This window comes from Brevundimonas sp. TWP1-3 (assembly GCF_049896085.1).
In the GTDB taxonomy this organism is placed as follows: domain Bacteria; phylum Pseudomonadota; class Alphaproteobacteria; order Caulobacterales; family Caulobacteraceae; genus Brevundimonas.
The window spans coordinates 1,789,675-1,816,184 of sequence record NZ_JAFCTP010000001.1 but is presented as its reverse complement, the minus strand read 5'-3'; the positions used below and the strand labels follow the sequence as shown (position 1 = coordinate 1,816,184).

25 protein-coding genes are annotated in these 26,510 nt (G+C 67.2%); 7 read left to right on the top strand and 18 right to left on the bottom strand.

Going from position 1 to position 26,510, the window contains the following annotated elements; translation table 11 throughout:
* Positions 1 to 51 precede the first annotated feature (51 nt).
* Positions 52 to 849: a transglycosylase SLT domain-containing protein gene (locus ACP693_RS09035; RefSeq protein WP_426017424.1), complete on the bottom strand. Its 798-nt coding sequence runs from the start codon at positions 847 to 849 to the stop codon at positions 52 to 54.
* Between the two features lie 167 nt (positions 850 to 1,016).
* On the opposite strand from ACP693_RS09035, the gene ACP693_RS09030 reads away from it, so the two are divergent.
* A complete protein-coding gene (locus ACP693_RS09030; RefSeq protein ID WP_426017426.1) occupies positions 1,017 to 1,751 on the top strand; it encodes a TonB family protein in 735 nt (244 codons plus the stop codon).
* On the opposite strand, the gene ACP693_RS09025 is transcribed toward ACP693_RS09030, so the two are convergent.
* Positions 1,748 to 2,758, bottom strand: coding sequence for an NAD(P)/FAD-dependent oxidoreductase (locus ACP693_RS09025; RefSeq protein WP_426017428.1), 1,011 nt, complete (start codon positions 2,756 to 2,758; stop codon positions 1,748 to 1,750). The genes ACP693_RS09030 and ACP693_RS09025 overlap by 4 nt on opposite strands.
* A 51-nt stretch (positions 2,759 to 2,809) precedes the next feature.
* Positions 2,810 to 4,657 (bottom strand): phosphoenolpyruvate carboxykinase (GTP), encoded by a 1,848-nt coding sequence (locus ACP693_RS09020; protein ID WP_426017430.1) that lies wholly within the window; start codon positions 4,655 to 4,657, stop codon positions 2,810 to 2,812.
* Positions 4,658 to 4,853: 196 nt separating this feature from the next.
* On the opposite strand from ACP693_RS09020, the gene ACP693_RS09015 reads away from it, so the two are divergent.
* Positions 4,854 to 5,489, top strand: coding sequence for a DUF938 domain-containing protein (locus tag ACP693_RS09015; RefSeq protein WP_426017431.1), 636 nt, complete (start codon positions 4,854 to 4,856; stop codon positions 5,487 to 5,489).
* On the opposite strand, the gene ACP693_RS09010 is transcribed toward ACP693_RS09015, so the two are convergent.
* Entirely contained in the window at positions 5,490 to 5,981 is a 492-nt protein-coding gene (locus tag ACP693_RS09010; protein ID WP_426017432.1) for a hypothetical protein, read from the bottom strand.
* Positions 5,982 to 6,260: 279 nt separating this feature from the next.
* On the opposite strand from ACP693_RS09010, the gene ACP693_RS09005 reads away from it, so the two are divergent.
* Positions 6,261 to 7,028: a pseudouridine synthase gene (locus ACP693_RS09005; RefSeq protein WP_426017434.1), complete on the top strand. Its 768-nt coding sequence runs from the start codon at positions 6,261 to 6,263 to the stop codon at positions 7,026 to 7,028.
* Between the two features lie 11 nt (positions 7,029 to 7,039).
* Here the strand turns inward: ACP693_RS09005 and ACP693_RS09000 are convergent, their stop codons facing one another.
* The 8 genes from ACP693_RS09000 to ACP693_RS08965 form a co-directional block, all read right to left on the bottom strand.
* Positions 7,040 to 7,792: an ATP12 family chaperone protein gene (locus ACP693_RS09000; protein ID WP_426017435.1), complete on the bottom strand. Its 753-nt coding sequence runs from the start codon at positions 7,790 to 7,792 to the stop codon at positions 7,040 to 7,042.
* Positions 7,793 to 7,808: 16 nt separating this feature from the next.
* Positions 7,809 to 9,293 carry a putative 2OG-Fe(II) oxygenase gene (locus tag ACP693_RS08995; protein WP_426017437.1) on the bottom strand — a complete coding sequence of 495 codons (1,485 nt, stop codon included), beginning with the start codon at positions 9,291 to 9,293 and terminating at the stop codon, positions 7,809 to 7,811.
* Positions 9,290 to 10,270, bottom strand: coding sequence for an RluA family pseudouridine synthase (locus ACP693_RS08990; RefSeq protein WP_426019595.1), 981 nt, complete (start codon positions 10,268 to 10,270; stop codon positions 9,290 to 9,292). Before ACP693_RS08990 ends, ACP693_RS08995 begins: the two co-directional genes overlap by 4 nt.
* A gap of 74 nt (positions 10,271 to 10,344) precedes the next feature.
* Positions 10,345 to 10,740: a fluoride efflux transporter CrcB gene (gene crcB / locus ACP693_RS08985; RefSeq protein ID WP_426017439.1), complete on the bottom strand. Its 396-nt coding sequence runs from the start codon at positions 10,738 to 10,740 to the stop codon at positions 10,345 to 10,347.
* 40 nt (positions 10,741 to 10,780) lie between these two features.
* Positions 10,781 to 11,269: a CC0125/CC1285 family lipoprotein gene (locus ACP693_RS08980; RefSeq protein WP_426017442.1), complete on the bottom strand. Its 489-nt coding sequence runs from the start codon at positions 11,267 to 11,269 to the stop codon at positions 10,781 to 10,783.
* A gap of 49 nt (positions 11,270 to 11,318) precedes the next feature.
* On the bottom strand, positions 11,319 to 11,672 hold the full coding sequence (locus tag ACP693_RS08975) for a DUF1304 domain-containing protein (RefSeq protein ID WP_426017444.1): 354 nt from the start codon (positions 11,670 to 11,672) through the stop codon (positions 11,319 to 11,321).
* Between the two features lie 56 nt (positions 11,673 to 11,728).
* Complete coding sequence (locus ACP693_RS08970; RefSeq protein ID WP_426017445.1) at positions 11,729 to 12,454, bottom strand: RluA family pseudouridine synthase; 726 nt, start codon at positions 12,452 to 12,454, stop codon at positions 11,729 to 11,731.
* A gap of 16 nt (positions 12,455 to 12,470) precedes the next feature.
* A complete protein-coding gene (locus ACP693_RS08965; RefSeq protein WP_426017446.1) occupies positions 12,471 to 13,799 on the bottom strand; it encodes a replication-associated recombination protein A in 1,329 nt (442 codons plus the stop codon).
* Between the two features lie 75 nt (positions 13,800 to 13,874).
* Here ACP693_RS08965 and ACP693_RS08960 point away from each other — a divergent pair, with 75 nt between their 5' ends.
* Positions 13,875 to 14,297: a VOC family protein gene (locus ACP693_RS08960; protein WP_426017448.1), complete on the top strand. Its 423-nt coding sequence runs from the start codon at positions 13,875 to 13,877 to the stop codon at positions 14,295 to 14,297.
* 6 nt (positions 14,298 to 14,303) lie between these two features.
* Here ACP693_RS08960 and ACP693_RS08955 read toward each other — a convergent pair whose 3' ends face one another.
* Together ACP693_RS08955 and ACP693_RS08950 are read right to left on the bottom strand one after the other, a co-directional pair.
* On the bottom strand, positions 14,304 to 14,777 hold the full coding sequence (locus ACP693_RS08955; protein ID WP_426017450.1) for a hypothetical protein: 474 nt from the start codon (positions 14,775 to 14,777) through the stop codon (positions 14,304 to 14,306).
* A gap of 11 nt (positions 14,778 to 14,788) precedes the next feature.
* On the bottom strand, positions 14,789 to 16,192 hold the full coding sequence (locus ACP693_RS08950) for a Do family serine endopeptidase (RefSeq protein ID WP_426017451.1): 1,404 nt from the start codon (positions 16,190 to 16,192) through the stop codon (positions 14,789 to 14,791).
* Between the two features lie 213 nt (positions 16,193 to 16,405).
* Between ACP693_RS08950 and ACP693_RS08945 the strand changes: the two genes are divergently transcribed.
* Both ACP693_RS08945 and ACP693_RS08940 read left to right on the top strand, forming a co-directional pair.
* The gene (locus ACP693_RS08945; protein ID WP_426017453.1) at positions 16,406 to 18,361 is read left to right on the top strand and encodes a M61 family metallopeptidase; all 1,956 of its coding nucleotides are present in this window, start codon (positions 16,406 to 16,408) and stop codon (positions 18,359 to 18,361) included.
* A 251-nt stretch (positions 18,362 to 18,612) separates the two neighbouring features.
* A complete protein-coding gene (locus ACP693_RS08940) occupies positions 18,613 to 20,589 on the top strand; it encodes a M61 family metallopeptidase (protein WP_426017455.1) in 1,977 nt (658 codons plus the stop codon).
* Between the two features lie 53 nt (positions 20,590 to 20,642).
* On the opposite strand, the gene ACP693_RS08935 is transcribed toward ACP693_RS08940, so the two are convergent.
* Entirely contained in the window at positions 20,643 to 21,035 is a 393-nt protein-coding gene (locus ACP693_RS08935; RefSeq protein WP_426017457.1) for a hypothetical protein, read from the bottom strand.
* Positions 21,032 to 22,927 (bottom strand): biotin carboxylase N-terminal domain-containing protein, encoded by a 1,896-nt coding sequence (locus ACP693_RS08930; protein WP_426017458.1) that lies wholly within the window; start codon positions 22,925 to 22,927, stop codon positions 21,032 to 21,034. Before ACP693_RS08930 ends, ACP693_RS08935 begins: the two co-directional genes overlap by 4 nt.
* An 87-nt stretch (positions 22,928 to 23,014) precedes the next feature.
* On the opposite strand from ACP693_RS08930, the gene ACP693_RS08925 reads away from it, so the two are divergent.
* Complete coding sequence (locus ACP693_RS08925; RefSeq protein WP_426017459.1) at positions 23,015 to 23,626, top strand: TIGR02466 family protein; 612 nt, start codon at positions 23,015 to 23,017, stop codon at positions 23,624 to 23,626.
* Positions 23,627 to 23,664: 38 nt separating this feature from the next.
* On the opposite strand, the gene ACP693_RS08920 is transcribed toward ACP693_RS08925, so the two are convergent.
* The gene (locus ACP693_RS08920) at positions 23,665 to 24,564 is read right to left on the bottom strand and encodes an enoyl-CoA hydratase-related protein (RefSeq protein ID WP_426017461.1); all 900 of its coding nucleotides are present in this window, start codon (positions 24,562 to 24,564) and stop codon (positions 23,665 to 23,667) included.
* Positions 24,565 to 24,755: 191 nt separating this feature from the next.
* Entirely contained in the window at positions 24,756 to 26,348 is a 1,593-nt protein-coding gene (locus ACP693_RS08915) for a carboxyl transferase domain-containing protein (protein ID WP_426017463.1), read from the bottom strand.
* Positions 26,349 to 26,510: the final 162 nt, after the last annotated feature.

Sequence of the window (26,510 nt, the reverse complement as noted above, 5' to 3'; positions counted from 1 at the left end):
TGAGACTGCCATGCTTAACGGCTGGTTTACCATCGGTTGCAATGCAACGACTCAGGTCGATTGTTTGCCATTCGGCGAGAAAGCGCCGCCGAAACCACTGCTGGAGGATCCGTCCTGACCAAGCAGCAGGGCCAGCAGCCCCTGATCCTGCTTCAGCCGATCCATCCGCGCCGCCAGCATCTGATCCTTGTCGCTTAGATTGGGGACAGAATATTTGGTTTCGCCCGTCCCGGCCGCCGGCGCGCCCTCGCCTGCCGTGCGCTGCAGATTGGCGTGAACTTCGGCGACGGTGGCGGGGCGGCCGCTGCGGTAGAAGATGCTGCGGTTGGCCCGCGCGGCCTCGGGGAACATGGCGACGGCGCTGGCGCCCGGATTGCGATCCATCGCCTGCATCAGGCCCGCCGCCCCCGCCGGACCCAAGAAGTGGGCGGCATACAGATCTCCGGCCCCCGGCTCCTTGCCTGTGCGCCCCCGCAGATAGGCCGCGTTCGAGGCCGTCAGTTCGGCCGCCATGGTTGAGGCGGCATGCGGGTCGAACCTCAGGTCCAGCACAACGTTGCGCGCCGAACCCTCCACCCGCCAGCGCCCGTCCGATCCACGATGGATCAGGTCGGCGTACTGGCCATAGCCGTGCTGGGCGCCGTGCTGTTTGACGGTGCCGAGCCAGGTCTGTTCGATGAACTGGAACAGGCCGGCCGCCGAAGACGTAGGCGCCTTGGCGGACGGGTTCATCGCGCTCTCGCGACGTGCCGTCTTGATCAGAAAGTCGTAGTCCACGCCCACGGCGTTCGACGCGCGCCGAATGGCCGCCTCTACCCCGCCTGTCGATGGAATCGCTCCGATGCCCATGTGCGGATGGTCGGCGAACGTAGTTAACCAACCCTTAATTCTTAACGCCGCCGTTAACGGATCGACATTGGTCGAACCCCGAAACCTCCGCCGCAAAGCCGCCACAACCTGCGCGCTCAACTTGCAGTTACGGGCGCTGCGGGGGCGGTGAACGAGGGAGTGAAGTTATGATGATCCGTGCCGCCGGTGGCCCCGGCTTGATCAGCCCCATCGACTTCGGGGAACGCAAGAAACCCATCCCGCGCTGGATGCTGGGCGCCATCGGCGTCTCGGTCGTTCTGCACGTCGCGGCGGGGGTGGCGCTGTATAATCAGCGGTTCGAGTTGAGCGGGATGACGCAACCCGCCGAGCCCGACAAGCCCATTGATGTCTTCTTCCAGACGCCGCCCAAGCCCAAGCCGCTTCCGCCCACGGTCACGGCGGCCCCGCCGACGCCGATCCACAAGCCGGCGCTGACCGTGCCCGCCGATGTGCCGACGCTCGCCCTGACCCCGCCGGATAACCCGACCAATACGGCGCCGCCCGGACAGGTGATCGTCAGCACGGCGCCCACCGGCGTCGAAGGCGGCACGGCGACGGTGGAAACGCCGCCGCGCCCGCCCTCTGTGATCAACAACCCCACCTGGGCCAGCCGCCCGTCGCCGGCGCAGATGGCGCGCGCCTATCCCACCCGCGCGGCGGAAAACGGCACGCCGGGTTCCGCCAGCCTCAGTTGTATGGTTCGGGTGGATGGCGGCCTGACCGGATGTCGTGTCGTGGGCGAAACGCCGAGCGGCCAGGGCTTCGGTCGTGCGGCCCAGAGCCTAACGCGCGACTTCCGCATGAACCCGCGCACGGTCGATGGCCGCCCTGTCGATGGGGCGACGGTCAACTTCACCGTCCGCTTCGCGATGGCGGGCTAGAACCGACCAGGATCGAGGGCGCGGGCTTCCGTCGAGGCCGCCCGCCCCTCGATCGCATCGGCGACAACCGCGCCCACCAGCGGCCCCAGCAGCCAGCCATTCCGACGCGGCGCCAAGGCCATGAACAGACCCAGCTCGTCCGGCGCAGCGCCTGCCAGCGGCAGACCGTCCGCCGTCGCGCCGCGCACGCCCGCCCGCCAGTCGATGTGCAGCGGTTCGGGCATCCGATCCAGCACGCGCCAAGCCGCCTCCGTCAGACGTTTTGACGTCTCCGCATCCGGCGCGGTGTCTCGCCGCCCCGGCTCCATCGTCGCCCCGATCACCGCCCCCGAAGCCATCGGCGCGACATAAGCCCCCGGCCCGCGCACGACATTAGCCACCAGATTTCTGGCCGTGACACCAATCTGTCCTCGGATCGGCTGGATAGCGTCGATCAGACCCCGCGCGGGCTCAGGCAAACCCGCGACAGCCTCGCTTGCCCCGGTCGCCAGCACCACCGCCTCGGCGTCCAAAGTCCGGTCACCGACAGATACCCGCCAGCCGTGGTCGATTCGGGCGATCCCCGTCACCCGCCCCATGATGACGGCCTCGCCCAGCGCCTGCCTCAGCGCCGCCAGCGCTTGTGCGGGATCGATCTGATAATCCTCGTCGGTCGTGACACGGTCACCCTCGCGCCGGGCGTCGAAGCCCAGCGCATGCAGTCGCGCATACATCCCCTCCACGTCGCCGCCACGCCATTCGGCCGGTCGATGCGCCAGGTTGATCCCCGCAGCCACCGCGAACTCGGGCCACAGGTCGCGCCCCGCCCGGAACAGCCGGGCATGATCGGGCGACACGTCGTCGATGGCCGATTCCATCGCCGGGGCGATCATCCCCGCCGCGATCAGGGAGGCGTTCACCTCCCGCGGATCGACCACCACCACCGCCCGGCCGCGCCGATGCAGTTCGAACGCAGTGCAAAGGCCCAGCACGCCGGCGCCGACGATCACGATGAGAGAGGAAGACATCACGGGCCGTCTGATCGACCCGCGACGCCTCTATTGCAAGGCGCCTTCAGCCTATTCCGCCGCCATTGAGGCCGCGCCCGCATCGTCCAGGCGCGCGACCAGGGCCGTATGCTGGTCCCACAGGGCGGTCGGCAGACGGTCTCCGAACTGGCGATAGAATTCCGGGATGAGCGCCGCCTCCTCGACCCAGACGCCCGCATCGACATCCAGCAGGATCGAGAGTTGCGCCGGCGTCAGGTCCAGGCCCGACAGGTCCAGCGCCGCGACGGACGGCACGCGACCAACCGCCGTGTCCACCGCCTCGGCCTCGCCGTCGATCCGTTCGCTGATCCACTTTAGCACGCGCGCATTGTCGCCGAACCCGGGCCAGACGAACCGGCCGTCCTGATCCTTCCTGAACCAGTTGACGAAGAAGATGCGCGGCAGTTTCGACGCGTCGCGCCCCTGCCCCATCTTCAGCCAGTGGGCGAAATAGTCGCCCATGTTGTAACCGCAGAAGGGCAGCATGGCGAAGGGATCGCGGCGCAGTTCCCCGACCTTGTTCTCGGCCGCCGCCGTGCCTTCGGACGCCACGGTGGAACCCATGAAGACGCCGTGTTCCCAATCGAACGCCTCGGTCACCAGAGGCACGGCGCTGGCCCGCCGACCGCCGAACAGGATGGCGTCGATGGGCACCCCGTTGGGATCCTCCCATTCCGGCGCGATGGCCGGGCACTGGCTGGCCGGGGCGGCGAAGCGGGCGTTGGGGTGGGCCGCCGGTTCACCGGACGCCGGATCATGCGGCTGGCCCTTCCAGTTCGTCAGGCCCTGCGGAGCCTCCTTGGTCAGCCCTTCCCACCATACGTCGCCGTCCTGCGTCAGGGCGGTGTTGGTGAAGATGGTGTTGGTCGCCAGGGTCTCCAGCGCATTGTGGTTGGTGTTGCGGCTGGTGCCCGGCGCGACGCCGAAGAAGCCGGCCTCGGGGTTCACGGCGTATAGCCGCCCGTCCTCGCCGAACCGCATCCAGGCGATATCGTCGCCGATGGTCTCGGCCTTCCAGCCCGGCAGGCTGGGTTGCAGCATGGCCAGGTTGGTCTTGCCGCAGGCGCTCGGGAAGGCGGCGGCCACATATTTCGCGCGCCCCTTCGGATCGGTCAGCTTCAGGATCAGCATGTGCTCGGCCAGCCACCCCTCGTCGCGGGCCATGATTGAGGCGATGCGCAGGGCGTAGCATTTCTTGCCCAGCAGGGCGTTGCCGCCATAGCCCGAGCCATAGGACCAGATTTCCCGCGTCTCGGGGAAATGCACGATCCACTTGTCGTCGTTGCAGGGCCAGGGCACGTCAGCCTGCCCTTCGACCAACGGTGCGCCCAGCGTATGGACGGCGGGCACGAACACACACCTGTCGCCCAACTGGTCCAGCGCCGGCTTGCCCATGCGGGTCATCACCCCCATCGACAGGGCGACATAGCCGCTGTCGGTGATCTCGACACCCAGGGCGCTGATGGCCGATCCCAGCGGCCCCATGCAGAAGGGCACGACATACATCGTCCGCCCCTCCATGCAGCCATCGAACAGCCCGTCCAGGCGCGCTCGCATCTCGATCGGATCGGCCCAGTTGTTTGTGGGACCGGCGTCGGCCTCGTCGTCCGAACAGATGAAGGTCCGGCTCTCGACCCGCGCCACGTCGCGAGGGTCGGACGCGGCGTAATAGCAGCCCGGCCGCTTGTCCTGATCCAGCGCCTTCAGTGTGCCCTTGGCCAGCAGGTCGGCGGTTATGGCCGCCTTCTCCTCTTGCGACCCATCGCACCAGTGGACGCGGGCGGGCTTGGTCAGGGCGGCGATCTGCTCGACCCAGGCGACGAGGCCGGAATGGGCGGTCGGCGCCGGATGGAGTCCGGGTGTGGCGGAAAGGGGCAAGGGCGTCTCCTGAGCGAATCGGCCCGACGATCTGACGCCGTCGTGACCTTCAGCACGCGACGATCACGCACTGTTACAGGCGAGATGCTCCGGTCTTTCAGCCACGTCAAACCGTGCAAGAAAGCGCCGATGTCCACCGGTGTCTCTGGCAAAAGATCGCAGGTGTCAGCGGCGCGATCGGGCGCTAGAAGGGCGTGTGCAAACGCTGGATTCCCTCTCCGCCCTGCCTGACGGCGCCCTCAGTTCGCCCGCTGCGCGTCGCAATGCGGAGGCGATTCTTCAGGTCCTGCGCGCCCATCTGCCCGCGCGCGGACGCGTGCTGGAGATCGCCTCGGGATCAGGCGAACACGCCACCGCCTTCGCCGCCGCCCTACCCGGCGTGAACTGGACGCCCAGCGATCCCAGCGAACAGGCGCGCGACAGCATCACCGCCTGGACGCGCCAGCTCGCGCTGGCGAACCTGAACCCGCCGCTGGCGCTCGACGCGGCCGATCCGGCGACGTGGCCCCAGGGGCCAGTCGATGCGATCTATTGTGCGAACATGACGCACATCAGCCCCTGGTCGGCGACCGAGGGGCTGATGGATCAAGCCGGTCGCGTCTTGAGACGCCCCGGCGGTCTATTGGCGCTCTACGGACCCTATCGCGAGGCCGAAGTCGAGTTGGCGGCGTCGAACGCCGCCTTCGACGACGGTCTGAAGGCGCGAAACGCTGAATGGGGTCTACGCGACCGTGAAACGGTCGAGGCCCTGGCCCGCACACATGGCCTTGCGGCAACGCTGCGGGTTCAGATGCCGGCGAACAACCTCATCCTGCTGTTCCGCGCCGTCTGATCAGCCGATCGCGCCGACGATCTTGGACAGGGCGCCGTTGTCGCTCAGCAGGGTCACAGCGCCGTCCTTGAACACCGCGCCATCCGCCTCGGCCGACACGCCGAAGCTCTCGGCCGCCAAGGCCACGCCATCCGCAAAGGCGATGACCGTCAGGGCGTTGACGCGCGCCAGATCAAGCAGCGACTTGACCGCCGCCAGCGACGCCTCGTCCGTCGAACCGCCGGGGACGACCAGACCCTTCAGCCGTCCTTCGACGATGTCCTTGGCCGTCGCGGTGGCCAGCACGGTCACGCCGCCCGTCATCAGGCTGGCGTCGCCCGTCGAGATCGGGGCCAGACCCACGCCTTCGGCTCGCAACGCGCCCTCCACGTCGCCCAGCTCGCCGAACGCCATGTCACGCCGCATCACCAGCCCCATGCGCAGACGGGTGGGAACAGGACGGTTGTAACCGGTGCGACGGGGGCCTGCGGAAGATTTGTTTTGAGCGAACAAGACGTCTCCTTGGTATGTTTCAATATTGATCCAGATCCGACAAGCGATGCTGTCGAATCGCCCACGCCAATGATCAGAAAAAAGAAAATCGACGGGTCCGACGACTGTCGTCCCGCACTCTGGATCATTTGTGGAATGCTGTCAGATATAGTGGCGATCGCGTCAGGATCAACCTGCCAATTCGAACAGATTGGCCTCCCTGATCCTGAAAACCGCGTCCGGCTTGCTCGCGCGCCTGCCCGGCTCTAGACAGCGGCATCGACTGGACGACGGAATCGCATGGCCTTCACCCGCACCTATGACGGCGACGAACCCGTTCGCGTGAACAAGTGGCTGGGCCAGACCGGCGTCTGTTCCCGACGCGAGGCCGACACCCTGATCGCCAACGGCCTGGTCTCCATCGATGGCGAGACCATCAGCGACGCGGGCCGCAAGATTCAGCCGGGCGAGACCCTGACCTTGAACGACACCGCCCAGGCGGCCCTGGCGTCGGGCATGACCCTGGTGCTGCACAAGCCGGTCGGTTACGTCTCGGGCCAGCCCGATCCCGGCAAGATCCCCGCCGTGCGCCTGCTGACGAAACCCAACCGTATCGGCGAGGGCGAGATTCCCGCGCGTGACGCCTCCCTGCCCCCCATCGGCCGGCTGGACGAGGATTCACGCGGCCTGTTGCTGCTGTCTTCGGACGGCGTCGTCGCCAAGGCGGTGATCGGCCCGGCGTCCGAACTGGACAAGGAATATCTGGTCGTCGTCGACGGCCTGATCACCGAGGGCAAGCTCAGCCGCCTGCGGCACGGCATGGAACTGAACGACAAGCCGCTGAAGCCCGCCCGCGTCACCCAGATTGGGCCGCAACGCCTGCGCTTCATCCTCGACGAGGGCAAATACCGTCAGATTCGTCGCATGTGCGACCTGGTCGGGCTGGAGGTCGTGGACCTGTACCGCACCCGAATCGGCCCGCTGGAGCTAGGCAACCTGCCGGAAGGCCGCTGGCGTCACCTGACGAACGAAGAGCGCGCGATGCTCATCGCCCACTCAGCATCCTGAGTTCAGCGCCCCTAATCCAGGGCTCTGAACCACTGATCCAGCAGCTGCGCCTCGGCGCGGCGCGCTTCGGTGCGTTCGGCGGCTTCGGCGTCCACGCCCCACTGGTCTTCCTGGAACAGCTCGTCGATCCGCGACAGGTCGAACGCCGCGCCGCCGTCCAGCGCGCCCTGTTCAACCGCCAGGGCCAGCACCGCCGACCCCAGCAACGGCACGGCCGTCGCCAACCCCGTCAGGCGAAAGTCATCCAGCGACAGGGCGTGCGCCTTGACCCGCGCGATGGCGTCCGGCGACTGCGGCCGATGCACGATGCCGGCCACAGGCTCCAGCACCACGCCCATCTCGCGCGCGGCCCAGTCGCGCCACGGCCCCCATTCTCGCGCCTGGCGCTCGACCAGCGGCGTCGGATGTTCGGCCAAATAGCAGACCACGTCCGACCCGGCGTAGGCGGCGATCTCGTCCGCCACCGGCTCGCGCGCCTGACCGATCCGGTCAATGGCGGTCGAGCCCAGGCGGGTCGCCGGCATGGTCGAGGGATCGAGAAACTTGCCCTGCGCCGCCCATTCGTCGGCGACCAGCTGAGCTGCGGCCTGCGTCGGCAGCACCAGCGCCGCCTTGTCCGGCGTCTTGGGCGTGCGCCCGTCCAGCAGCACGGCCCAGCCGCCATCAGCATGCGGCCCCACGACAGCCTCCTTCCAGAAGCGCGAGATTCGGTCCGGCGACTGTTCGACGAAACGCGGGCGATGCGGGGCGGGCTTGTCGGTCATCAGAGGTCCGTTGAAATCAGGCCGGCACGACGTCGAACGCCAGCGTCAGGCGCGACGCCTCACCCCCGAACGGCTGGGTGCCGTGCCACATATAGGAAGGAAACAGCACCAGCGTCCCCGGCTGGGGCTGCACATGGTGTTCGGCTGCAAGGTTCGGCAGGCCTGGCGGCGCGCCGAATCGCAACCAGCCCTCGCGCGCCTCGCCCGTAACCTCAGGCGGCAGTTCGATATGGCAGGCCGACGACAGCCAGCCGTTCGAGTGGATATGGTCGGCATGAAACCCGTTCGGCCGCAACCGCACGGACCAGCTGCCCTGGATGCGATAGTCGCCGGTATTGCGCGCCCTCAACGGATCGTCGCCCTGACCCACCGCCGCCATATAGTCGCGGATCGGTCTGTCGATGGCCTGGAAAAACGCCTTGATCGCCGGATCGTCGCTCTCGGACAGCGCGGCGGCGGTCTGCGATCCTCCACGCAACGACTGGCCCACCGGATGGGTCTTCAGCGTGTGCAGCTGATGCAGCGCCTGCGCCAGATCGACCAGATAGGCCTCCAGCGACGCCCAGCCTTGCGGCGCCTCCAGCCGATAGGGACGCACGAAGGCGTCATAGTCATACATCCGGCCATAGCGATCATCGCCCAGCATCCGCCAGGCGGTCGCCTGGAAGGACAGCACATGCTGGTTCAACGGCTCTCGCGCCCGCAGCGCCTCGATCGGAACCAACGCAGCCTCGGCCTCGCCCAGGGCCAGTAAACATTCCGCCTGGGTCACCATGATCGCCGCGACCTCACCGCCCGCCAGGGCCGCCGCCCGGTTCGCATGATCCAGCGCGCGTCGCGCATCCAGCATCAGGCACGACTGCGCCGCCGCCAGCTCCCCCGGCCCATCCAGCGGCCCGGCGACCAGCGTGCGATACGCCCGCTCAGCCTCCCCGGCGTATTCTAACAGCCGCGCCTTGATCTGACGCGGCTTGGGCGCGGCGGGCGATGCGGCGATGGCGGCGTCCAGCGGCGCACAGGCGGCCTCAAGATCGGCATCGCGCATCCAGATCAACTGGCACAGATCCCTCAGCGCATCGCCATAGCCGGGCCGCCGCGCCAGCGCCTGACGATAGGCGTCTTCGGCCTCATCGAACCGGCTCTGCGCCTGCATTGCGCGCGCCAGCACCAGCCAGGTCTCCGGCGCATCCCCGCCGATGGCCATCGCCCCGCGACAGGCGGCTTCCGCCTCGGCCGCCCGGCCCAGATCGCCAAGGGTCGAGGCCAGATTGTGCCGCGCAGGCACGCTGTTCGGTCGAACCGCGACCAGTCGCTGTGAGGCAGCCGCGCTTTCCGCCAGACGCCCCGCCCGTTTCAGCAAGTCGGCATGAACCGACAGCGCCTGCCACGGCGCGTCCGCATTTGCGACCACCGGCGTCAGCACGTCCAACGCCTCATTCAGCCGTCCGGCGGCAGCTAGCGCTTTGGCCTGCTCGACCTGTGACTGCCCAACCGCCGTCACCGGATTCGTTTCACGCCCAGGAAGGGATCGTCCTCCGCCTCGTCCTCGGAGAAGCCGAAGTGGGCGAAGCCGGCCTTCATCTCGGGGCTCAGCGGAGCCGTGACCTTCAGTGTGCCGCCGCGAGGGTGGTCCAGTTCGATACTGCGCGCATGCAGTTGCAGCTTCAGCGGTCCGGACAGTTCCCTGGATTTCTCGTCGCCGTATTTCGGATCGCCCAGGATCGGATGGCCGATCCCGGCCATATGGGCGCGCAGCTGGTGCGTCCGTCCGGTGAAGGGCCGCAGCGCCATCCAGGACGCCCGGTGCGAGGCGCGGCTGACGGTGCTGAACGCGGTCTCGGCCGGTTCGGCCTTGGGGTCCTTGCGTTCGGCCGGGCGCATCATCTCGAAGTCGTTGATGCCGGTCTTCTTCAGCGGCATGTCGATCTGGCCCGAATAGGGTTTCGGATTGCCGATGACGATGGCCCAATAGGTCTTCTTGGCCTGACGCCGCGCAAAGGCGCCCGACAGACGCTTGGCCGCTTCCGGCCCCTTGCCCAGCAGCAGCACGCCCGATGTGTCACGGTCCAGACGATGGACCAGACGCGGCCGGTTGACTCCCTCGCCCCAGGCCGAAAGCAGACGGTCGACGTGGCGGCTGGTCTTGGTGCCGCCCTGAACGGCCAGGCCGTGCGGCTTGTTGATCGCAATGACCATGTCGTCCTCATAGAGGACCAGCGACTTGACGAACCGGATGTCCTGTTCGGACAGGGTGTGCATGTCCCCGGCTTGGCGCGATGTGTCGTCCGGGATCGGCGGCACCCGCACGGCGGCCCCGGCGGTCAGGCGGCCTTCGGGCTTGATGCGGGCGCCATCCACGCGGATCTGACCGCTGCGGGCCATCTTCTGCACCTGGATGTTCGACAGGTGCGGCCAGCGTCGGCGGAACCAGCGGTCCAGGCGGATGCCGTCTTCGTCCTCGGCGACATAGATCGTCAGGACTTCGCGCTTCGGGGTGTCCTTGGCGGCGTCTTTTTCAGCGTTATGCGGCTCGTCGGCGGGAGAATAGTCGGTCAAAGCGGAGCTCCAAGGGCGCGGCGGGCGATCATCAGGCCGACGAACAGGGCGACGATGGCCAGGACGACCGAGCCGGCCACATAGGCGGCGGCCAGGCCGATCTGGCGGCGCTCGATCATCTGCACCGCCTCCAGCGAATAGGACGAAAAGGTCGTGAACCCGCCCAGCACGCCCACGGCGGCGAACAGCCTGACGGCCTCCTGCTGCGCCCCGCCCCGGAACGCCAGCCAACCGACCAGCAGGCCCATCAGCAGGCCGCCGATGACGTTGGCCGCGAATGTGCCCAACGGCCAGCCGACATTGGGCGCCAGCCGGCCCACGGCGAGCCCCAGCCCATAGCGGGCCATGGAGCCGATGGCTCCGCCCGCCGCAACGAGAAGAAAACGTGTCATCGTGCGGCCTTCTATACGCCGCACGCGCCGAAAGCGATGGTCAGCGCGGGATGGAACCCTGGACCGAACGCGCATCATAGGCGTTGGGTCGGTCCGGCTTCTGGCCTCGACCCAGAACGACTTCCAGCATCGTCGAGGTCGGCTGCGGGCCGCTGAAGTTCAGACCCACGCCCACGCCCACTCCCGATGCGGAATAGCCGCCGTAACGGCTGCTGCCGCCGCCGATGGAAACGCTGGGGCGAACGCCGCCCGCTCCCCCCGGCCGACCGTCGGTCCAGCTCTGGGTCACCTCGAACCAGTCATAGCCCTGTTCGGTCGTCAGATCGGCCGCGCGCAGCAAGGCCCAGTCAGCGACGCGCCCTGCCGCCCCGACGCCGTTATAGCTGACGCGATAGCGGTTGGATTCGATCCTCTGTTCAGAGAACCCCTGCCCGTTCGGTCCCTGCTGGGCGCCATAGGGGGCCAGGCTGGCGCAGGCGCTTAGAGCGAGGGCCGAAAGGCCGGTCAAGGCGATGGCGAGACGCTTCATCATAGGTATCCTTTCAACCACATAGCGCCAAAACCGACACGACGTTCCCTCAAACGCCCAGCAGCAGCGCAGCCAGCGCCAGGCCCGCAGGCAGGGCCTGGATCAGCAGTATCTTTCGGCTGACGGTCGCCGACCCATACAGGCCCGCCACGACGACGCAGGCCAGGAAGAAGACCTTGATCTGAAACCCCGGCTCGCCAAGCCACAGCCCCCAGGCCAGACCGGCGACCAGAAACCCGTTGTACAGGCCCTGATTGGCGGCCAGCACCTTGGTCAGCTCGGCCTCTTCCACGCTCATGCCGAACGCCTTGCGACCGCGCGGCGTGGTCCACAGCACCATTTCCAGCACCACGATATAGGCGTGGATCAGGGCGACGACGGCGATCAGGATGGTGGCGACCATAGGGACCTCTCCAGGTTCGAAGATCACTCGACCACGGCCCGATCAGCCCCGCAACCTCAGAGGCCCAGCGCGGTCCGCAGTTTGGCGAAATCCTCGGGCGGCGGCGCCTCGACCGTAGTCGTACCGCCCTCAGGATGGGGAAAACTCAGTTTGGCGGCGTGCAACATCAGGCGCGGCGCCGGCCCGACCGCCGTGGTCAGGGCGCCGCCGTAGCGCACGTCCCCGATCAACGGCCGACCGATATGCGCCATATGCACCCGCAACTGATGCATCCGCCCGGTCAGCGGCTCCAGCTCGACCACCGCCCCCTCCGGTCCCGAGGCCAGGGTCCGGTATTTGCTCTGCGAGCCCTGCGCGCCCGGCGCATCGAAGGCGACGACGCGCATATAGCTTTCGCGTCCGATCTCCTCGCGGCGCAGCGGGGCGTCGATGGTCGCCGACGCCGGTTCGGGTGCGGCCGACAGCAGGGCCAGATACTGTTTCCTGAACCGCCGCATCTGCAGCGCCTTGCCCAGGAAACTCGCCGCCGGCTTGGTCTTGGCCGCCAGGATCACGCCCGAGGTGTCGCGATCCAGCCGATGCACCAGCTCCGGCCGCTTGCCGTTCGACCGCGCAAACGCCCAAAGCAGATCGTCGAGCGTATGGGCCTGGATCCGCCCGCCCTGGCTGGACAGGCCCGACGGCTTTGAGAACGCAATGACATGCGCATCCTCGTGGATCACCCACGAACGGACGGCGGCGATTTCGTCTTCGGACAGGGCGACAGGCTGGCGATCGGTCATCGAGGGCTTCTAGAGGTCAGTCGCCCGCCGCGTCCACAGTGCCGTCCACCGCCATCCGCGCCCGCATCTCGGCCCAGCGGTTCAGCCGCGCCTTGACCTTCTCCTCATGCCCCTCACCCTTGGGTTTGTAGAACGTGCGGCGCTCCATCTCGTCGGGGAAGAAGTTGGCGCCCGAGAAGCCCTCGGGCGTATCCGGATCGTACTGGTAGCCCTTGCCGTATCCGAGTGACTTCATCAGCTTGGTCGGGGCGTTGCGGATATGGGCGGGCGGCATCAGCGAGCCGGTCTCATAGGCCGCCTTCTTGGCCGCCTTGAACGCTTCGTACACCCCTACAGACTTGGGCGCGGTCGCCAGGTGGACCACCGCCTGCGCCAGGGCCAGTTCGCCCTCGGGGCTGCCCAGGAAGTCGTAGGTGTCCTTGGCCGCATTGGCGACCAGGATCGACAGGGGGTCCGCCTCGCCAATGTCCTCGACCGCCATCCGCACGATCCGACGCGCCAGATACAGCGGATCCTCGCCCCCGTTCAGCATCCGCGCCAGCCAGTACAGGGCCGCGTCCGGGTCCGATCCTCGCACCGATTTATGCAACGCGGATATGAGGTTGTAGTGTTCTTCTCTCGACTTGTCGTAAGCCGGTGCGCGCCGCTGCAGCACCCCGGCCAGTCCCTGCACGTCCAGCATTTCGCCTTGTGGCAGGTCGAACAGCACCTCCGACATGGTCAGCAGGTATCGCCCGTCGCCGTCGGCCAGAGCCAGCATCGCCTGGCGCGCCTCAGACGACAGCGGCAGGGCCTTATCCATATGCGCCTCGGCGCGCGTCAACAGCTGATCCAGCGCCGCATCGTCCAGCCGCTTCAGCACATAGACCTGGGACCGCGACAGCAGCGCCCCGTTCAGCTCGAAACTGGGGTTCTCGGTCGTGGCTCCGACCAGGGTGACCACCCCCGCCTCGACGAAGGGCAGGAAACCGTCCTGCTGGGCGCGGTTGAAGCGGTGGATCTCATCGACGAACAACAGGGTCGATTGCCCCGCCGCTCGCCGCATCCGCGCCGCCTCGAAAGCCTTTTTCAGATCGGCCACGCCCGAGAAGACGGCGCTGATCGCCTGATATTCATAGCCCGCCGCCTGGGCCAGCAGCCGCGCGATGGTGGTCTTGCCGGTGCCGGGCGGCCCCCACAGGATCATCGACCCCAGACGCCCGGCCTCGATCATGCGCCGGATCGGCCCGCCTGGACCCAGCAGGTGATCCTGTCCGACCACCTCGTCCAGCGTGCGTGGACGCAGGCGGTCGGCCAAGGGCGCGTCGGGGGGCAGAATGCCGGAGGCTTCGAACAGATCGGTCATGCGTGCGACCTATGTAGTCATTCGCCGGGCGCTTTTCACGCGCTAGTATGGCGGCCCGCCAAGGAGACCGCCTTCATGACCGCCGCCAATCCGAACCAGGGTCCGACTGCGGGCCTGACGCCCCATCTGACGATCCCGTCGCGCGGCGCCTCGGCGGCGGTCGATTTCTACATCATCGCCTTCGGGGCCGAGGTGCTGAACCGCAAGCTGGCCGACGACGGCGAACGCCTTATCCACGCCCATCTGAAGATTAATGGCGCCAGCGTCATGCTGAACGACGAGTTCCCGGAGTACACGGGCGTTCAGGACGTGCGGCCCGCCGGCGTCGCCCTCCACCTCCAGGTCGCCGATCCCGACGCCTGGTGGACCCGCGCCATGACCGTCGGCGGCGCAGAGCCGGTCATGGACATGGCCGACCAGTTCTGGGGCGACCGCTACGGCGTCCTGCGCGACCCCTTCGGCCACACCTGGTCCATCGGCGGACCGAAGAAGGGCTGAAGGAGCTCAGACATCCCTTCGCCGACCGCCTAGTTCTGCGAAATAGCGGGCGACATATTTACGGTAAACTGGCTGCACCGCCGCATCAAACCAAGGGTCTTCCAGCGCCATATCCCTGCGGGCCAGCGCCGTTTGAGCGACCTGTTCGATATCGGGCGTGGCAGACAGCCTGCCCGACAAAATCGCGTCCCGATAGCGCCCGCCGGTGACCGCCTCGAACTCGCACCATTCATCATAAAGAAAGCAGAGGATGGCGATGGCGGAACCGGCGCGCAGTAGGTCAAGGTCAACCAGCGGCGCATAGCCGGGCGGGGTATCCAGCACAGCATCGACGAACCTCAACGGATCAAAGCGCAGGTCGGCATCCACTGCATGGCCGAACCCAACATAGGATTCGGCCATATCGACATAAAGCAGCAGGATATCGCGGATCGCGTCGATCGCCTCAGGCCGGTTCTCGGCTGTGACCGTATGGCGCAAAGACCCCGCCATTACCTCAGCACGCCCCGGATCTGGCGGCCGCCACGGTTGACCACAACCTCCCATGGGCCGCGACCGGAACTGGCGGTCTCGACGTCGCGGGCGCTGGCGATGGCTTGGCCGTTGATGCTGACGATCAGGTCGTTCTGACGGAAGCCTGCCCGCGCCGCATAGCCACGGCCCGACACGCCGGTGACGATGACGCCCGTGGCGAAGGGATCACCGCCCAGACGGTCGGCCAGGGCCGGGTTCAGGGCCACGACCTCGGCCCCGGCGAAGGGACCGGCAGCGATGGTGACGCCCTGTTTCGGATCGGCGTCGCCCGGCAGGGGCTGAACGCGCGCCGTCAGGGTCTGGGCGCGCCCGTCACGCAGGATGGCGACCTGGACCTGGTCGTTCGGATTGCGCGAGCCGACGCGGTAGTTCAGCCCGCCCTGGTCGTTGATCTCCTGTCCGTCGACGGCGGTGATCACGTCGCCCTGGCGCACGCCGGCGCGAGCGGCGGGGCCGTTGGCGTAGACGTCGGTGACGACCAGGCCTTGCGGCCGGGTCAGGCCCAGGCTGCCCGCGATGTCGCCGGTGACCGTGTCGCCCTTGACCCCCAGCCAGGGCCGCACGACCGTCGTCGCCCCGCCCAGCGCCGAATCGACCACCCGCTTGACCATGGCGGCCGGAACCGCGAACCCGACACCGGCCGAGGAGCCAGAGCGCGAGAAGATGGCGGTGTTGATGCCGATCAGGTCGCCGTCCATGTCCACCAGCGCCCCGCCCGAGTTGCCGGGGTTGATGGCCGCGTCGGTCTGGATGAAGGAGCCGCTGTCGGAAATGCCGGTCTCGGTCCGGTTCAGGGCCGAGATGATGCCGTTGGTCACCGTCTGGCCCACGCCGAACGGATTGCCGATGGCCAGGACCAGGTCGCCGACCTGCTGTTCTTCCTGATCGTCGATGGCCAGGACAGGCAGCCGGTCGCTGACGTTCTCCAGCCTCAGCACCGCGATGTCGCTGCGCTCGTCGGCCAGGATGACGGTGGCGGGAAACTCGCGCCGATCGTTCAGCACGACCTTGATCTGCTGGGCGCCGTCGATGACGTGGTTGTTGGTGACGACGATCCCGTCCGAGCGGACGATGACGCCGGACCCGACCGATTCCGCCACCCGCGCCTGGGGGATGCCGCCGCCGAAGAACTGGAAGAAGGGATCGGCCTGGACCCGCTGCACGCTGCGAGCCGAAATATTGACCACGGCGGGCGCCGCCGACCGCACGACGGGCGCAAAGCTGGACTTCATCCCCGCCGCATCGGACGGCGCCGTGCGCGTCGGCTGGGCGAACTCGCCCTCCTGCGCTTTCGAACTGTTGGGATTGCCGCACGCCGACAGGGCGAAGGCGGCGGCGAGCACGATCGATCGGGTCTTCATGGGCATCCAGAAAGTCAGGCTTCAAGCGACGCCATACCGCACCCGGTTTCGGGCCGGATCAAGGCGTTCAGCTCCGATCAACGGACAAGCTTTCGGCCTGTTCCGCCCGGTGCTCTGGATAATATTACAGCTGAGCAGAGGCTCGAACCTTGACGCCCCGCCCCCTGCGGCGGACTGTCGCGGCGCCCCCGATCCAGTCTGCAAGAGCTCCTGATGATCCGTCCCTGCCTGCGCGCCGCCACTCTCGCCTTCCTGCTCGCCTCGACCGCCCCCGCCGCCATGGCGCAACAGGCCTCGACCTATCCGCCCGCTTTGCCCGCTCCCCTGCCCGCGATCCCGGACGCCCAGGACGTCGCCTATCCCGGCGTCATCACGCTCGACATCGACGCCACCAACCTGGCCCAGCACATCTTCGCGGTGACAGAGACCATCCCCGTCGCCCAGGCGGGTCCGATGACCCTGTTCTTCCCCGAATGGCTGCCCGGCAACCACGGCCCCGTCGGCCCCATCGCCCAGCTGGCGGGCATCGAGATCACCGCCAATGGTCAGCGCGTCGAGTGGGTGCGCGATCCCCTGCACCCCTTCGCCTATCACGTCGTGGTCCCGGCCGGCGCGACCGCGCTGAACATCACCATGCAGCACCTGTCGCCGACGACCGGCGCCCAGGGGCGGATCACGATGACGCCTGAGATGCTGAACATCCAGTGGGAGAAGATGCTGCTCTATCCCGCAGGCCACTGGTCGCGGAACATCACGGTACAGCCCACGGTCAAGTTCCCCACGGGCTGGCAATACGGCACGGCGCTGGAGCCCGAAACCAAGGCCGGCGACGTTCAGACCTTCAAGCCCGTCAATCTGGAAGTCCTGATCGACAGCCCCGTCTTCGCCGGCGTCCACTATCGCCAGATCGACCTGAACCCCGGCGGCCGCTCGCCGGTCCGCGCCAACTTCGTCGCCGACGACGCCAAGAGCCTCGAAGCCACGGACGAACAGATCCAGATCCTGCGCAATCTGGTCGATCAGATGGACCGCCTGTATGGCGCACGCCACTTCGACCACTACGACTTCCTGATCGCCATGACCGACAAGCTGGGCGGCATCGGGCTGGAGCATCACCGCAGTTCCGAGAACTCCGTCGATCCCGCCTTCTTCACCGGCTGGGCTGCGCATCTCGCCGACCGCGACCTGCTCAGCCACGAGATGAACCACTCCTGGGACGGCAAATGGCGCCGCCCCGCCGACCAGTATGTGCCCAACTTCAACTCGCCCCTACAGAACAGTTTGCTGTGGGTCTATGAGGGCCAGACCCAATACTACGGCCAGGTCGTCGCCGCCCGCTCGGGCCTGCTGACCAAGCAGCAGGCGATGGATTCCCTGGCCATGACCGCCGCCACCTTCGACACCCGCGTCGGTCGCGAATGGCGCGCGATGCAGGACACCACCAACGACCCGATCATCAGCCAGCGTCAGCCCAAGGGCTGGCTGTCGTGGCAGCGCGACGAGGACTACTATTCGGAAGGCCAACTGATCTGGCTCGACGTCGATACGACGATCCGCGAGAAGACCAACGGCCGCAAGTCGCTCGACGACTTCGCCCGCGCCTTCTACGGCGTCCAGGACGGCGATTACGCGCCCGCCCCCTACACCTTCGAGGACGTGGTCGCGGCCCTGAACGGCGTCGTCGCCAACGACTGGGCGACCTTCCTGCGCATCCGTCTGGACGCCGACGGCCCCGACGCACGCGCCCCGCTGGACGGCCTGGCGCGCGGCGGCTGGCGGCTGGCCTATTCGGACACGCCCACCGACTACATGAAGACCCTGTATGCCGAGCTGAAGCGCAACGACTTCACCTATTCCCTGGGCTTCCAGACCGGCGAGGCCAACAAGATCCGCAGCGTCCAGTGGAACAGCCTGGCCTTCAAATCGGGTCTCGCCGCGGGCATGGAGATCGTCGCCGTCAACGGTCAGGCCGCCACCGCCGACCGCCTGAACGAAGCCGTCACCGCCGCAAAGGACCCCGCGACCCCCATCACCCTGATCGTCAAGGACGACGACCAGTATGGCACCGTCGTCTTCGACTACCACGACGGCCTGCGCTACCCGCGGCTGGAACGCATCGCGGGCACGCCCGACCGCCTCGGCGACATCCTGACGCCGCGCAGGCGCTAAACGAAGTCACCTCCCCATTCGCGAAGGCGAATGGGGAGGACAGGCGATCGCGTCAGCGAGCGCCAGGAGGGGGCGACTCGATGTCGGAAGCTGGGGCGGTCATCCCCACTCTCGGAGTCGCCCCCTCCTGATCGCTAGCGCGACCTGTCCTCCCAACGCGCCTTCGCGCGCGGAGAGGTGACGTTGTGTCCCTTGACGCATCGCGCTGCGCCCCCGACGGTGCGGCTCCCCCTGCCGATGTGGATGACCTGATGCCGCGTACCCGCCTGACCGCCGCCTGCCTCGCCGTTTTGATGACGGCCGCCGCCGCTCCGGCCCTGGCCCAGACCTTCCAGTCCACGCCCGTCGTCACGGACTCTAGCCAGGCCCCGTTGGCCCTGCCCCGCGCCCAGCCGGCCATCCCCGCGCCGCAGGACACGCCCTATCCCGGCGTCATCCAGTACCGCGCCGACATCACCGATCTAGACCGCCGCATCATCAACGTCAGCCAGACCATTCCCGTCGCCGGCCCCGGCCCGCTAACCCTGCTGTATCCCAAGTTCCTGCCCGGCAACCACGCCGCCACCGGCCCGATCCAGCTGATCTCCGGCCTGACCGTGACGGCCAATGGTCAGCGGATCGAGTGGCTGCGCGACACGCTGGACCCCTACGCCTTCCACCTGGATATCTCGGCGGACGTCACCAGCATCGACGTCGCCTTCCAGCAGCTGACCCAGCCCGACAGTTCCAACTGGCGCGTGCTGATGACCCCCGCCATGGTCAATCTGCAGTGGGAGAAGGCCATCCTCTATCCGGCCGGCTATTTCAGCCGCCAGATTCAGGTCGCCCCGAGCGTGGTCCTGCCCACCGGCTGGAAATACGGCACAGCCCTGAGCACGGCTTCGCAAGACGGCGACGTGGCGACCTTTGCGACGACCGACCTCTACACCCTGATCGACAGCCCCATCTTCGCCGGCGCCCACTATCGCCGCGTGGACATCGACCCCAGCGGCGACCGCGTGCACCTGAACCTGCTGGCCGACGAGGCCAAGGGTCTCGCCGCGACAGACGAGCAGTTGAAGCTGTACGAAAACATGGTCCAGCAGGCCGACCGCCTGTTCGGCGCTCGCCACTTCGACAACTATGAGTTCCTGTTCGCACTGACCGACCAGATGGGCGGTATCGGGCTGGAGCATCACCGCAGTTCGGAGAACACCGGCGCGCCCGACTTCTTCACCAACTGGACCAAGAGCGCCGGTGACCGTGGCCTGCTGCCCCACGAATATGCCCACTCCTGGAACGGCAAATTCATGCGCCCGGCGGACGAGCTGACCGCCAACCACAACGTCCCGACCCAGAACACCCTGCTGTGGGTCTATGAGGGCCAGACCGAATACTGGGGCGACGTGCTGGCCGCCCGTTCGGGCCTGCATTCCAGGGAGGTGGCGCTGGCCACCATCGCCAGCGTCGCCGCCTTCTATGACGAACAGCCGGGCCGTCAGTGGCGCGCCCTGCAGGACACCAACAACCATAATCTGTTGGGCTACCGGGTGCCGGGACAGTTCACCTCGTGGATGCGCGGCACCGGCGACTATTATCGCGAAAGCCTGCTGGTCTGGCTGGACGCCGACACCCTGATCCGCGAGGGCACCAATGGGCGCAAGTCGCTCGACGACTTCGCCAAGGGCTTCTTCGGCCACGACGACGGCGAATGGGCGCCCCAGGGCTACACTTTCGAGGATGTGGTCGCCGCTCTGAACGCTGTCTATCCGCACGACTGGACCGAGTTCCTGCGCAGCCGCCTGGACGCCGTCGGGCCGGACGCCAAGGCGCCCTTGGCCGGGATCGAGCGCGGCGGCTGGAGGTTGACCTACACCGACACGCCGTCGGCGGCGGAGAAGTCGGTCCAGAGCGGCTGGGCCAACGACTTCCAGTATTCGCTGGGCTTCACCCTGACGGCGGACAAGCTGACCAACATCCGCTGGGGCGGCCCGGCCTTCGAGCAAGGCATCGGCGCCGGCTGGAGCCTGGTCGCCGTCAACGGCAAGGCCGGTTCGGCCGAGGTGCTGCGCGACGCCGTCACCGCCGCCAAGGGGACCGACGTCCCCATCGAACTCCTGCTGAAATCCGGCGACCGCTTCCGCACGGTCGCCTTCGCCTACCACGACGGCCTGCGCTATCCCCGCCTGGAGCGGATCGAGGGCACACCGGACCGCTTATCCGACATCTTGGCGCCCAGGCGGCGCTAAGGCCGTCTTCCTCCCCAAGTCCTGGGGAGGAAGACTGGGGGCGGCAAAAGGCTTTAGTCTTTCGACTTCGCAGCGGCGGTCGCATCACCGAGCACAAGCTGAGCGAATCCCATAGAGGCCACGAGCGCCTCAAGCGTGCAGCGCACGCCGTGATCCTCGACCATACTGGACCTTTCGGCGTCAGACAGACCTGCGCGATAGGCGACCAGTACACGATCCCATCGGCTCACGTTTCCACGCCCCGCAAGCTTGCCCATGTAGTAGGTGACGTTCGAAACGATGGCGACATTCTGCGCCTCGTCGACGCCTGCCGTCTCCATCCCCACCATGACGCATTGCATGTCCGCAAGGTCGGCGCCCTCGACCCGAACGGTCTGCGCCTTCGGCTCGCCTGCCAGGCCCGCCACCACGGCGAGAGCCGCAAGTCCTGCGAAACCCAAGATCACGCCTCGCTCTTGATGCGCGCCAATTCGAAGCCGTCCACGACCTGATCCCCGACCGCCGCATTCACGCTTTCCACCACCCCATCGAACGGGGCGGTCAGGGCGTGTTCCATCTTCATGGCCTCCAGCACCACGACCGGCTGTCCCTTGGCGACGGCGTCGCCGGCCTTGACCGGCGTGGCGACGATCTTGCCGGGCATCGGAGAGCGCAGGGAGCCGTCGGAGACGGCGCCGGCAGATGTGCCGCGCGGCCCTTCCATTGAAACGCGGTAGGGCTCGCCGTCATCAAAATAGATTTTCGTCGCGCGGTCAGGTTCAAAGTGAATATATTCGGCGACCACGCTGTCATCGATCTCAAGCTGGCGACGCTTCCCGTCCACGAAAACTGTCTGAGTGAGTCTCGCGTCACTGTTCAGTCGAAAACCCTGAGCGCAACAACGTTGAGACCACGGCGAAACATAGTCTTCCCCCATGTCTTCAATGCCGTAACGCAAAACACGGGCGGCTTGCTGTAAAGTTCGAGCACTGATCTCGCGAGTCGTAAGTGCTCCCCCCTCCGCCGCGATGAAACCCGTGTCCACGTCGCCCGCGACGAAGCGCGGATGCACCAGGCAGCGTTTCAGGAAGCCGGCGTTGGCCTTGACCGGCCAGACCTCGACCTCGCCGGCCGCCTCGGCCAGCCGCGCCGCCGCCGCCTCGCGAGTGTCCTCGTGCACGATCAGCTTGGCGATCATCGGGTCGTAGAACTGACTGACCTCGCCGCCCTGCTCCACGCCGGTGTCGACGCGGATTCCGTCCGGCATGACGAAATGCTCCAGCCGACCGATCGACGGCAAAAACCCGTTCGCCGGATCCTCGGCGTACAGGCGCGCCTCCATGGACCAGCCGTTCAGTTTGATTTCGTCCTGTTTCAGCGGCAGGGGCTCGCCCGCCGCGACGCGGAGCTGCCATTCGACCAGATCGACGCTAGTCACGCTCTCGGTCACCGGATGTTCGACCTGCAGCCGGGTGTTCATCTCCATGAACCAGATCCCGTCCGCCTTCAGCCCGTCCGAGGCGTCGGCGATGAACTCGATGGTCCCGGCCCCGACATAGTTCACCGCCTTGGCGGCCTTGATCGCCGCCCCCGTCACAGCGGCCCGCACGGCCTCGCTCATGCCCGGCGCCGGCGCTTCTTCGATCACCTTCTGGTGGCGGCGTTGCAGCGAACAGTCGCGCTCATACAGGTGGACGACGTCGCCGTGCCTGTCGCCGAACACCTGCACCTCGATATGGCGCGGCCGGGTGATGTAGCGTTCGATCAGCACCCGGTCGTCGCCGAAGGCGGCCGCGCCCTCGCGCTTGGCGCTGGCCAGGCCCGCAGCGAAATCGGCTGGATCATCGACCCGCTTCATCCCCTTGCCGCCGCCGCCTGCAACCGCCTTGATCAGCACCGGATAGCCGATCCGCGCGGCCTCGGCCGTCAGGGTCGCCTCCGACTGGTCCGCGCCCTGATAGCCCGGCGTCACCGGCACCCCGGCCTGGATCATCAATTCCTTGGCCGCGTCCTTCAGCCCCATAGCCCGGATCGACTGCGGATCCGGCCCGATCCAGATCAGACCCGCCGCCGCGACCGCTTCCGCAAAGTCCGCGTTCTCGCTCAGGAAACCGTAGCCGGGATGGATCGCCTCCGCCCCGGTCGCCTTCGCCGCCGCCAGCACTTTGGCGCCGTCCAGATAGCTCTCTCGCGCCGCCGCCGGCCCGATCAGCACCGCCTCGTCGGCCTCGCGTACATGCAGGGCGTCGGCGTCGGCCTCGGAATAGACGGCGATGGTGCGTAATCCCATCCGCTTGGCGGTACGGAAGACTCGGCAGGCGATTTCGCCGCGATTGGCGACAAGGACGGACTTGAACATGAAGCGTTCTTAGCCGGATCGTGCGAGACAGGCGAGAGGGTGCGCACGACCCTTCTCAGGCGAGGCGGCAGGGGCTAAGCCAATCCCATGTCCCTGCGCCCCCTCTTCGTCACCCAGGTCTATGAAGCCAGCCTCGCCGACGGCCGGGGCTGGGCCGAGTTCAACGGACAGCTGATCGACGTCATCCGCATGATGGCGGAGGAGGACGCGGCGGGCCGCCGCTGGTGCCGCGACAACGCCTATCGGGGCTATACCTCCTACGGCTCGCTGAACGACCTGCCACAGCGATTCCCCGAGTTCGCCGAACTGAAGCGCCACCTGGATCGCCACGCCGTCGCCTACGCCAAGGCGCTGAACTTCGACTTGGCGAGGAAGCCGCGCCTGGACAATCTATGGGTCAATATCCTCAAGCCCGGCGGCGGCCACACCGGCCATATCCACCCGCACGCCTTCCTGTCGGGCACGGTCTATATCGACATCCCGGACGGCGCCTCGTCGCTGAAGCTGGAAGACCCGCGTCTGCCGTTCATGATGGCTCGCCCCTCGGTGACCGAAGAGGCGTCGGAGGCCGAACGGCCGTTCGTGTATCTGAAGCCCCATGCGGGCACGGTGCTGATGTGGGAAAGCTGGCTGCGGCACGAGGTGCCGACCAACCTGGCCAAGGCCGACCGGATTTCGATCAGCTTCAACTACGCCTGAACGGCGGCCGCTGACGACGACCGTTCAGATTTAGGCAATCAGATCGTCCAGCTGGCCTTGCGCTTTTCCAGGAAGGCCAGCACGCCCTCGCGGCCTTCGTCCGACACGCGGGCGCGGGCGATGCGTTTGGCGGTTTCGTCCAGTAGGCCCGAATCGATCTTGTGGTGGGCGATGTCGTTGACCAGGCGCTTGGCCTCGCCCATCGCGCCCGGCGCATTGCCGGTCAGGCTGTCGCTCAGCATCGAGATGAACTCGTCCACCGAACCCTCGGGCAGGACCAGGTCGATCAGGCCGGTGTGGGCGGCATAGTCGGCGTCGAAGCTGTTTCCCGTCAGGAACAGTTGGCGGGCGCGACGGGCGCCGATGGCCTCGACGACATAGGGGGCGATGGTCGCCGGGATCAGGCCCAGCTTGACCTCGGAGAAGGCGAAGCGCGCACCCTCGACCGCCACGGCCATGTCGCAGGCGGCGACGATGCCGGCCCCGCCGCCCATGGCGTTGCCCTCGACCACGGCCACCGTCAGGGCCGGAATGTCGTGCAGCGCCTTCAGCATCCTGGCCAGGCCCATGGCGTCGTCGCGATTGTCGCTCTCGGACCAGCCGGCGGCGTCGCGCATCCAATTCAAATCTGCGCCGGCGCTGAAGGTGCCGCCCGCCCCACGAATGAAGACGGCGCGCACGCGGTCGGCGCCGTGCAAGGTCTCGAACGTCTCGTGAAGCGCAGCGATGGTCGCGGCGTCGAAAGCGTTCTTCTTCTCGGGCCGATTGATGGTGATGAAGACGATGCCGTCGGTGGTCGAATCGATCTGGACCAGGTCGTCGTTCGCATCAGGCGCGGCATCTGGGACCAGCGGCTGGGCGATGGAATTGATCTCGGCCGCCTCGGCGTCGGTGACGTCCAGGGCGTTGAGGTCGGTGTCAGTGGGTTTGTCGGTCATGGAAACTCCTTCGATCGGAGAACGCAGTGGAATGCGATCTGTGCCTTCTCCCCTTGCGGGAGAAGATGGCTCGCGAAGCGAGACAGATGAGCGGTCTTCCTGCGCCCAACCTCATCGCGTGTCGAGATTGAACCAACCCCTCATCCGAGCCCTTCGGGCCCACCTTCTCCCGCAAGGGGAGAAGGAAAAAATCACATCCTGAACAGGCCGAAGGTCGTCTCGGGGATCGGGGCGTTCAGGCTGGCGCTGATGGCCAGGCCCAGCACGTCGCGCGTCTGGGCCGGGTCGATGACGCCGTCGTCCCACAGGCGGGCGGTGGCGTAATAGGGATTGCCCTCGTCCTCGTACTTCTGACGGATCGGCGCCTTGAAGGCTTCGGCGTCGTCCGCGCTCCAGGTCTCGGCGTCGCGGTGGACCGTTGCCAGGACCGAAGCCGCCTGTTCGCCGCCCATCACCCCGATCCGGCTGTTGGGCCAGGTGAAGAGGAAGCGCGGAGAATAGGCCCGGCCGCACATGCCATAGTTTCCGGCCCCGAAGCTGCCGCCGATCAGGACGGTGAACTTGGGCACTTCGGCCGAGGCGACGGCCGTGACCAGCTTGGCGCCGTCCTTGGCGATGCCGCCCGCCTCGTATTTGCCGCCGACCATGAAGCCCGAGATGTTCTGCAGGAACAGCAGCGGAATCTTGCGCTTGCAGGCCAGCTCGATGAAGTGGGCGCCCTTCTGGGCACTTTCCGAGAAGATGACGCCGTTGTTAGCCAGGATGGCGACCGGATAGCCCCAGATGCGGGCGAAGCCGCACACCAGGGTCGAGCCGTACAGGGTCTTGAACTCGTCGAACTCTGACCCGTCGATCAGCCGCGCGATGACCTCGCGCACATCATAGGGGGCGCGGACGTCGTCGGGGATCAGGCCGTACAACTCTTCGGCCGCGAACGCCGGCGCGCGAGGTTCGCGCACATCCATGTCCACGGACTTGGTCGTGTTCAGATTGGCGACGATGGACCGCACGATCTCCAGCGCATGTTCGTCGTTCTCGGCCACATGATCGACCACGCCCGAGCGGCGGCCGTGGGTCTCGGCCCCGCCCAGCTCCTCGGCGGAGATGACCTCGCCGGTCGCGGCCTTCACCAGGGGCGGACCGGCCAGGAAGATGGCGCCCTGATTGCGCACGATGATCGTCTCGTCCGACATGGCCGGCACATAGGCGCCGCCGGCGGTGGACAGGCCCATGACGCAGGCGATCTGGGCGATGCCCTTGGCGCTCATCCGGGCCTGGTTGAAGAAGATGCGGCCGAAATGGTCGCGGTCGGGGAAGACCTCGGCCTGGTGCGGCAGGTTGGCCCCGCCGGAATCCACCAGATAGACGCACGGCAGGCGGTTCTGCTCGGCGATCTCCTGAGCGCGCAGGTGCTTCTTCACCGTCATGGGGAAGTAGGCGCCGCCCTTCACCGTCGGGTCGTTGCAGACGATCATAACCTCACGGCCCGACACCCGACCGATCCCGGCGATGACCCCGGCGGCGGGGGCCTCTCCGTCATACATGCCGTGGGCGGCCAGCTGACCGACCTCCAGGAAGGGCGATCCGGGGTCCAGCAGCCGTTCGACACGGTCGCGCGGCAACAGCTTGCCACGGGCCACATGGCGCTCGCGCGACTTGTCGGACCCGCCGCGCGCGGCCTTGGCCACATGGTCGCGCAGTTCGGCGACCAGGGCGCTGTTGTGCGCATGCAGGGACTTGTATCTGGGGCTTTGCGGATCGACCGCTGACGTCAGCTTCGGCATGAGGTTGGTTTAGGCGGGGTCGCGAGGCGTCACAAGCGCCTGCCGTCATCCTTGCCTCCCCGCCCCTTTTCCCCTATAGGCCCCGCCTTTCCAGGGCTTCGGTCCTGTCGCGGAACACCAAAGGGTTGGACGTTCGGTCCGGCCGCCGCGCCAGGAGCCATC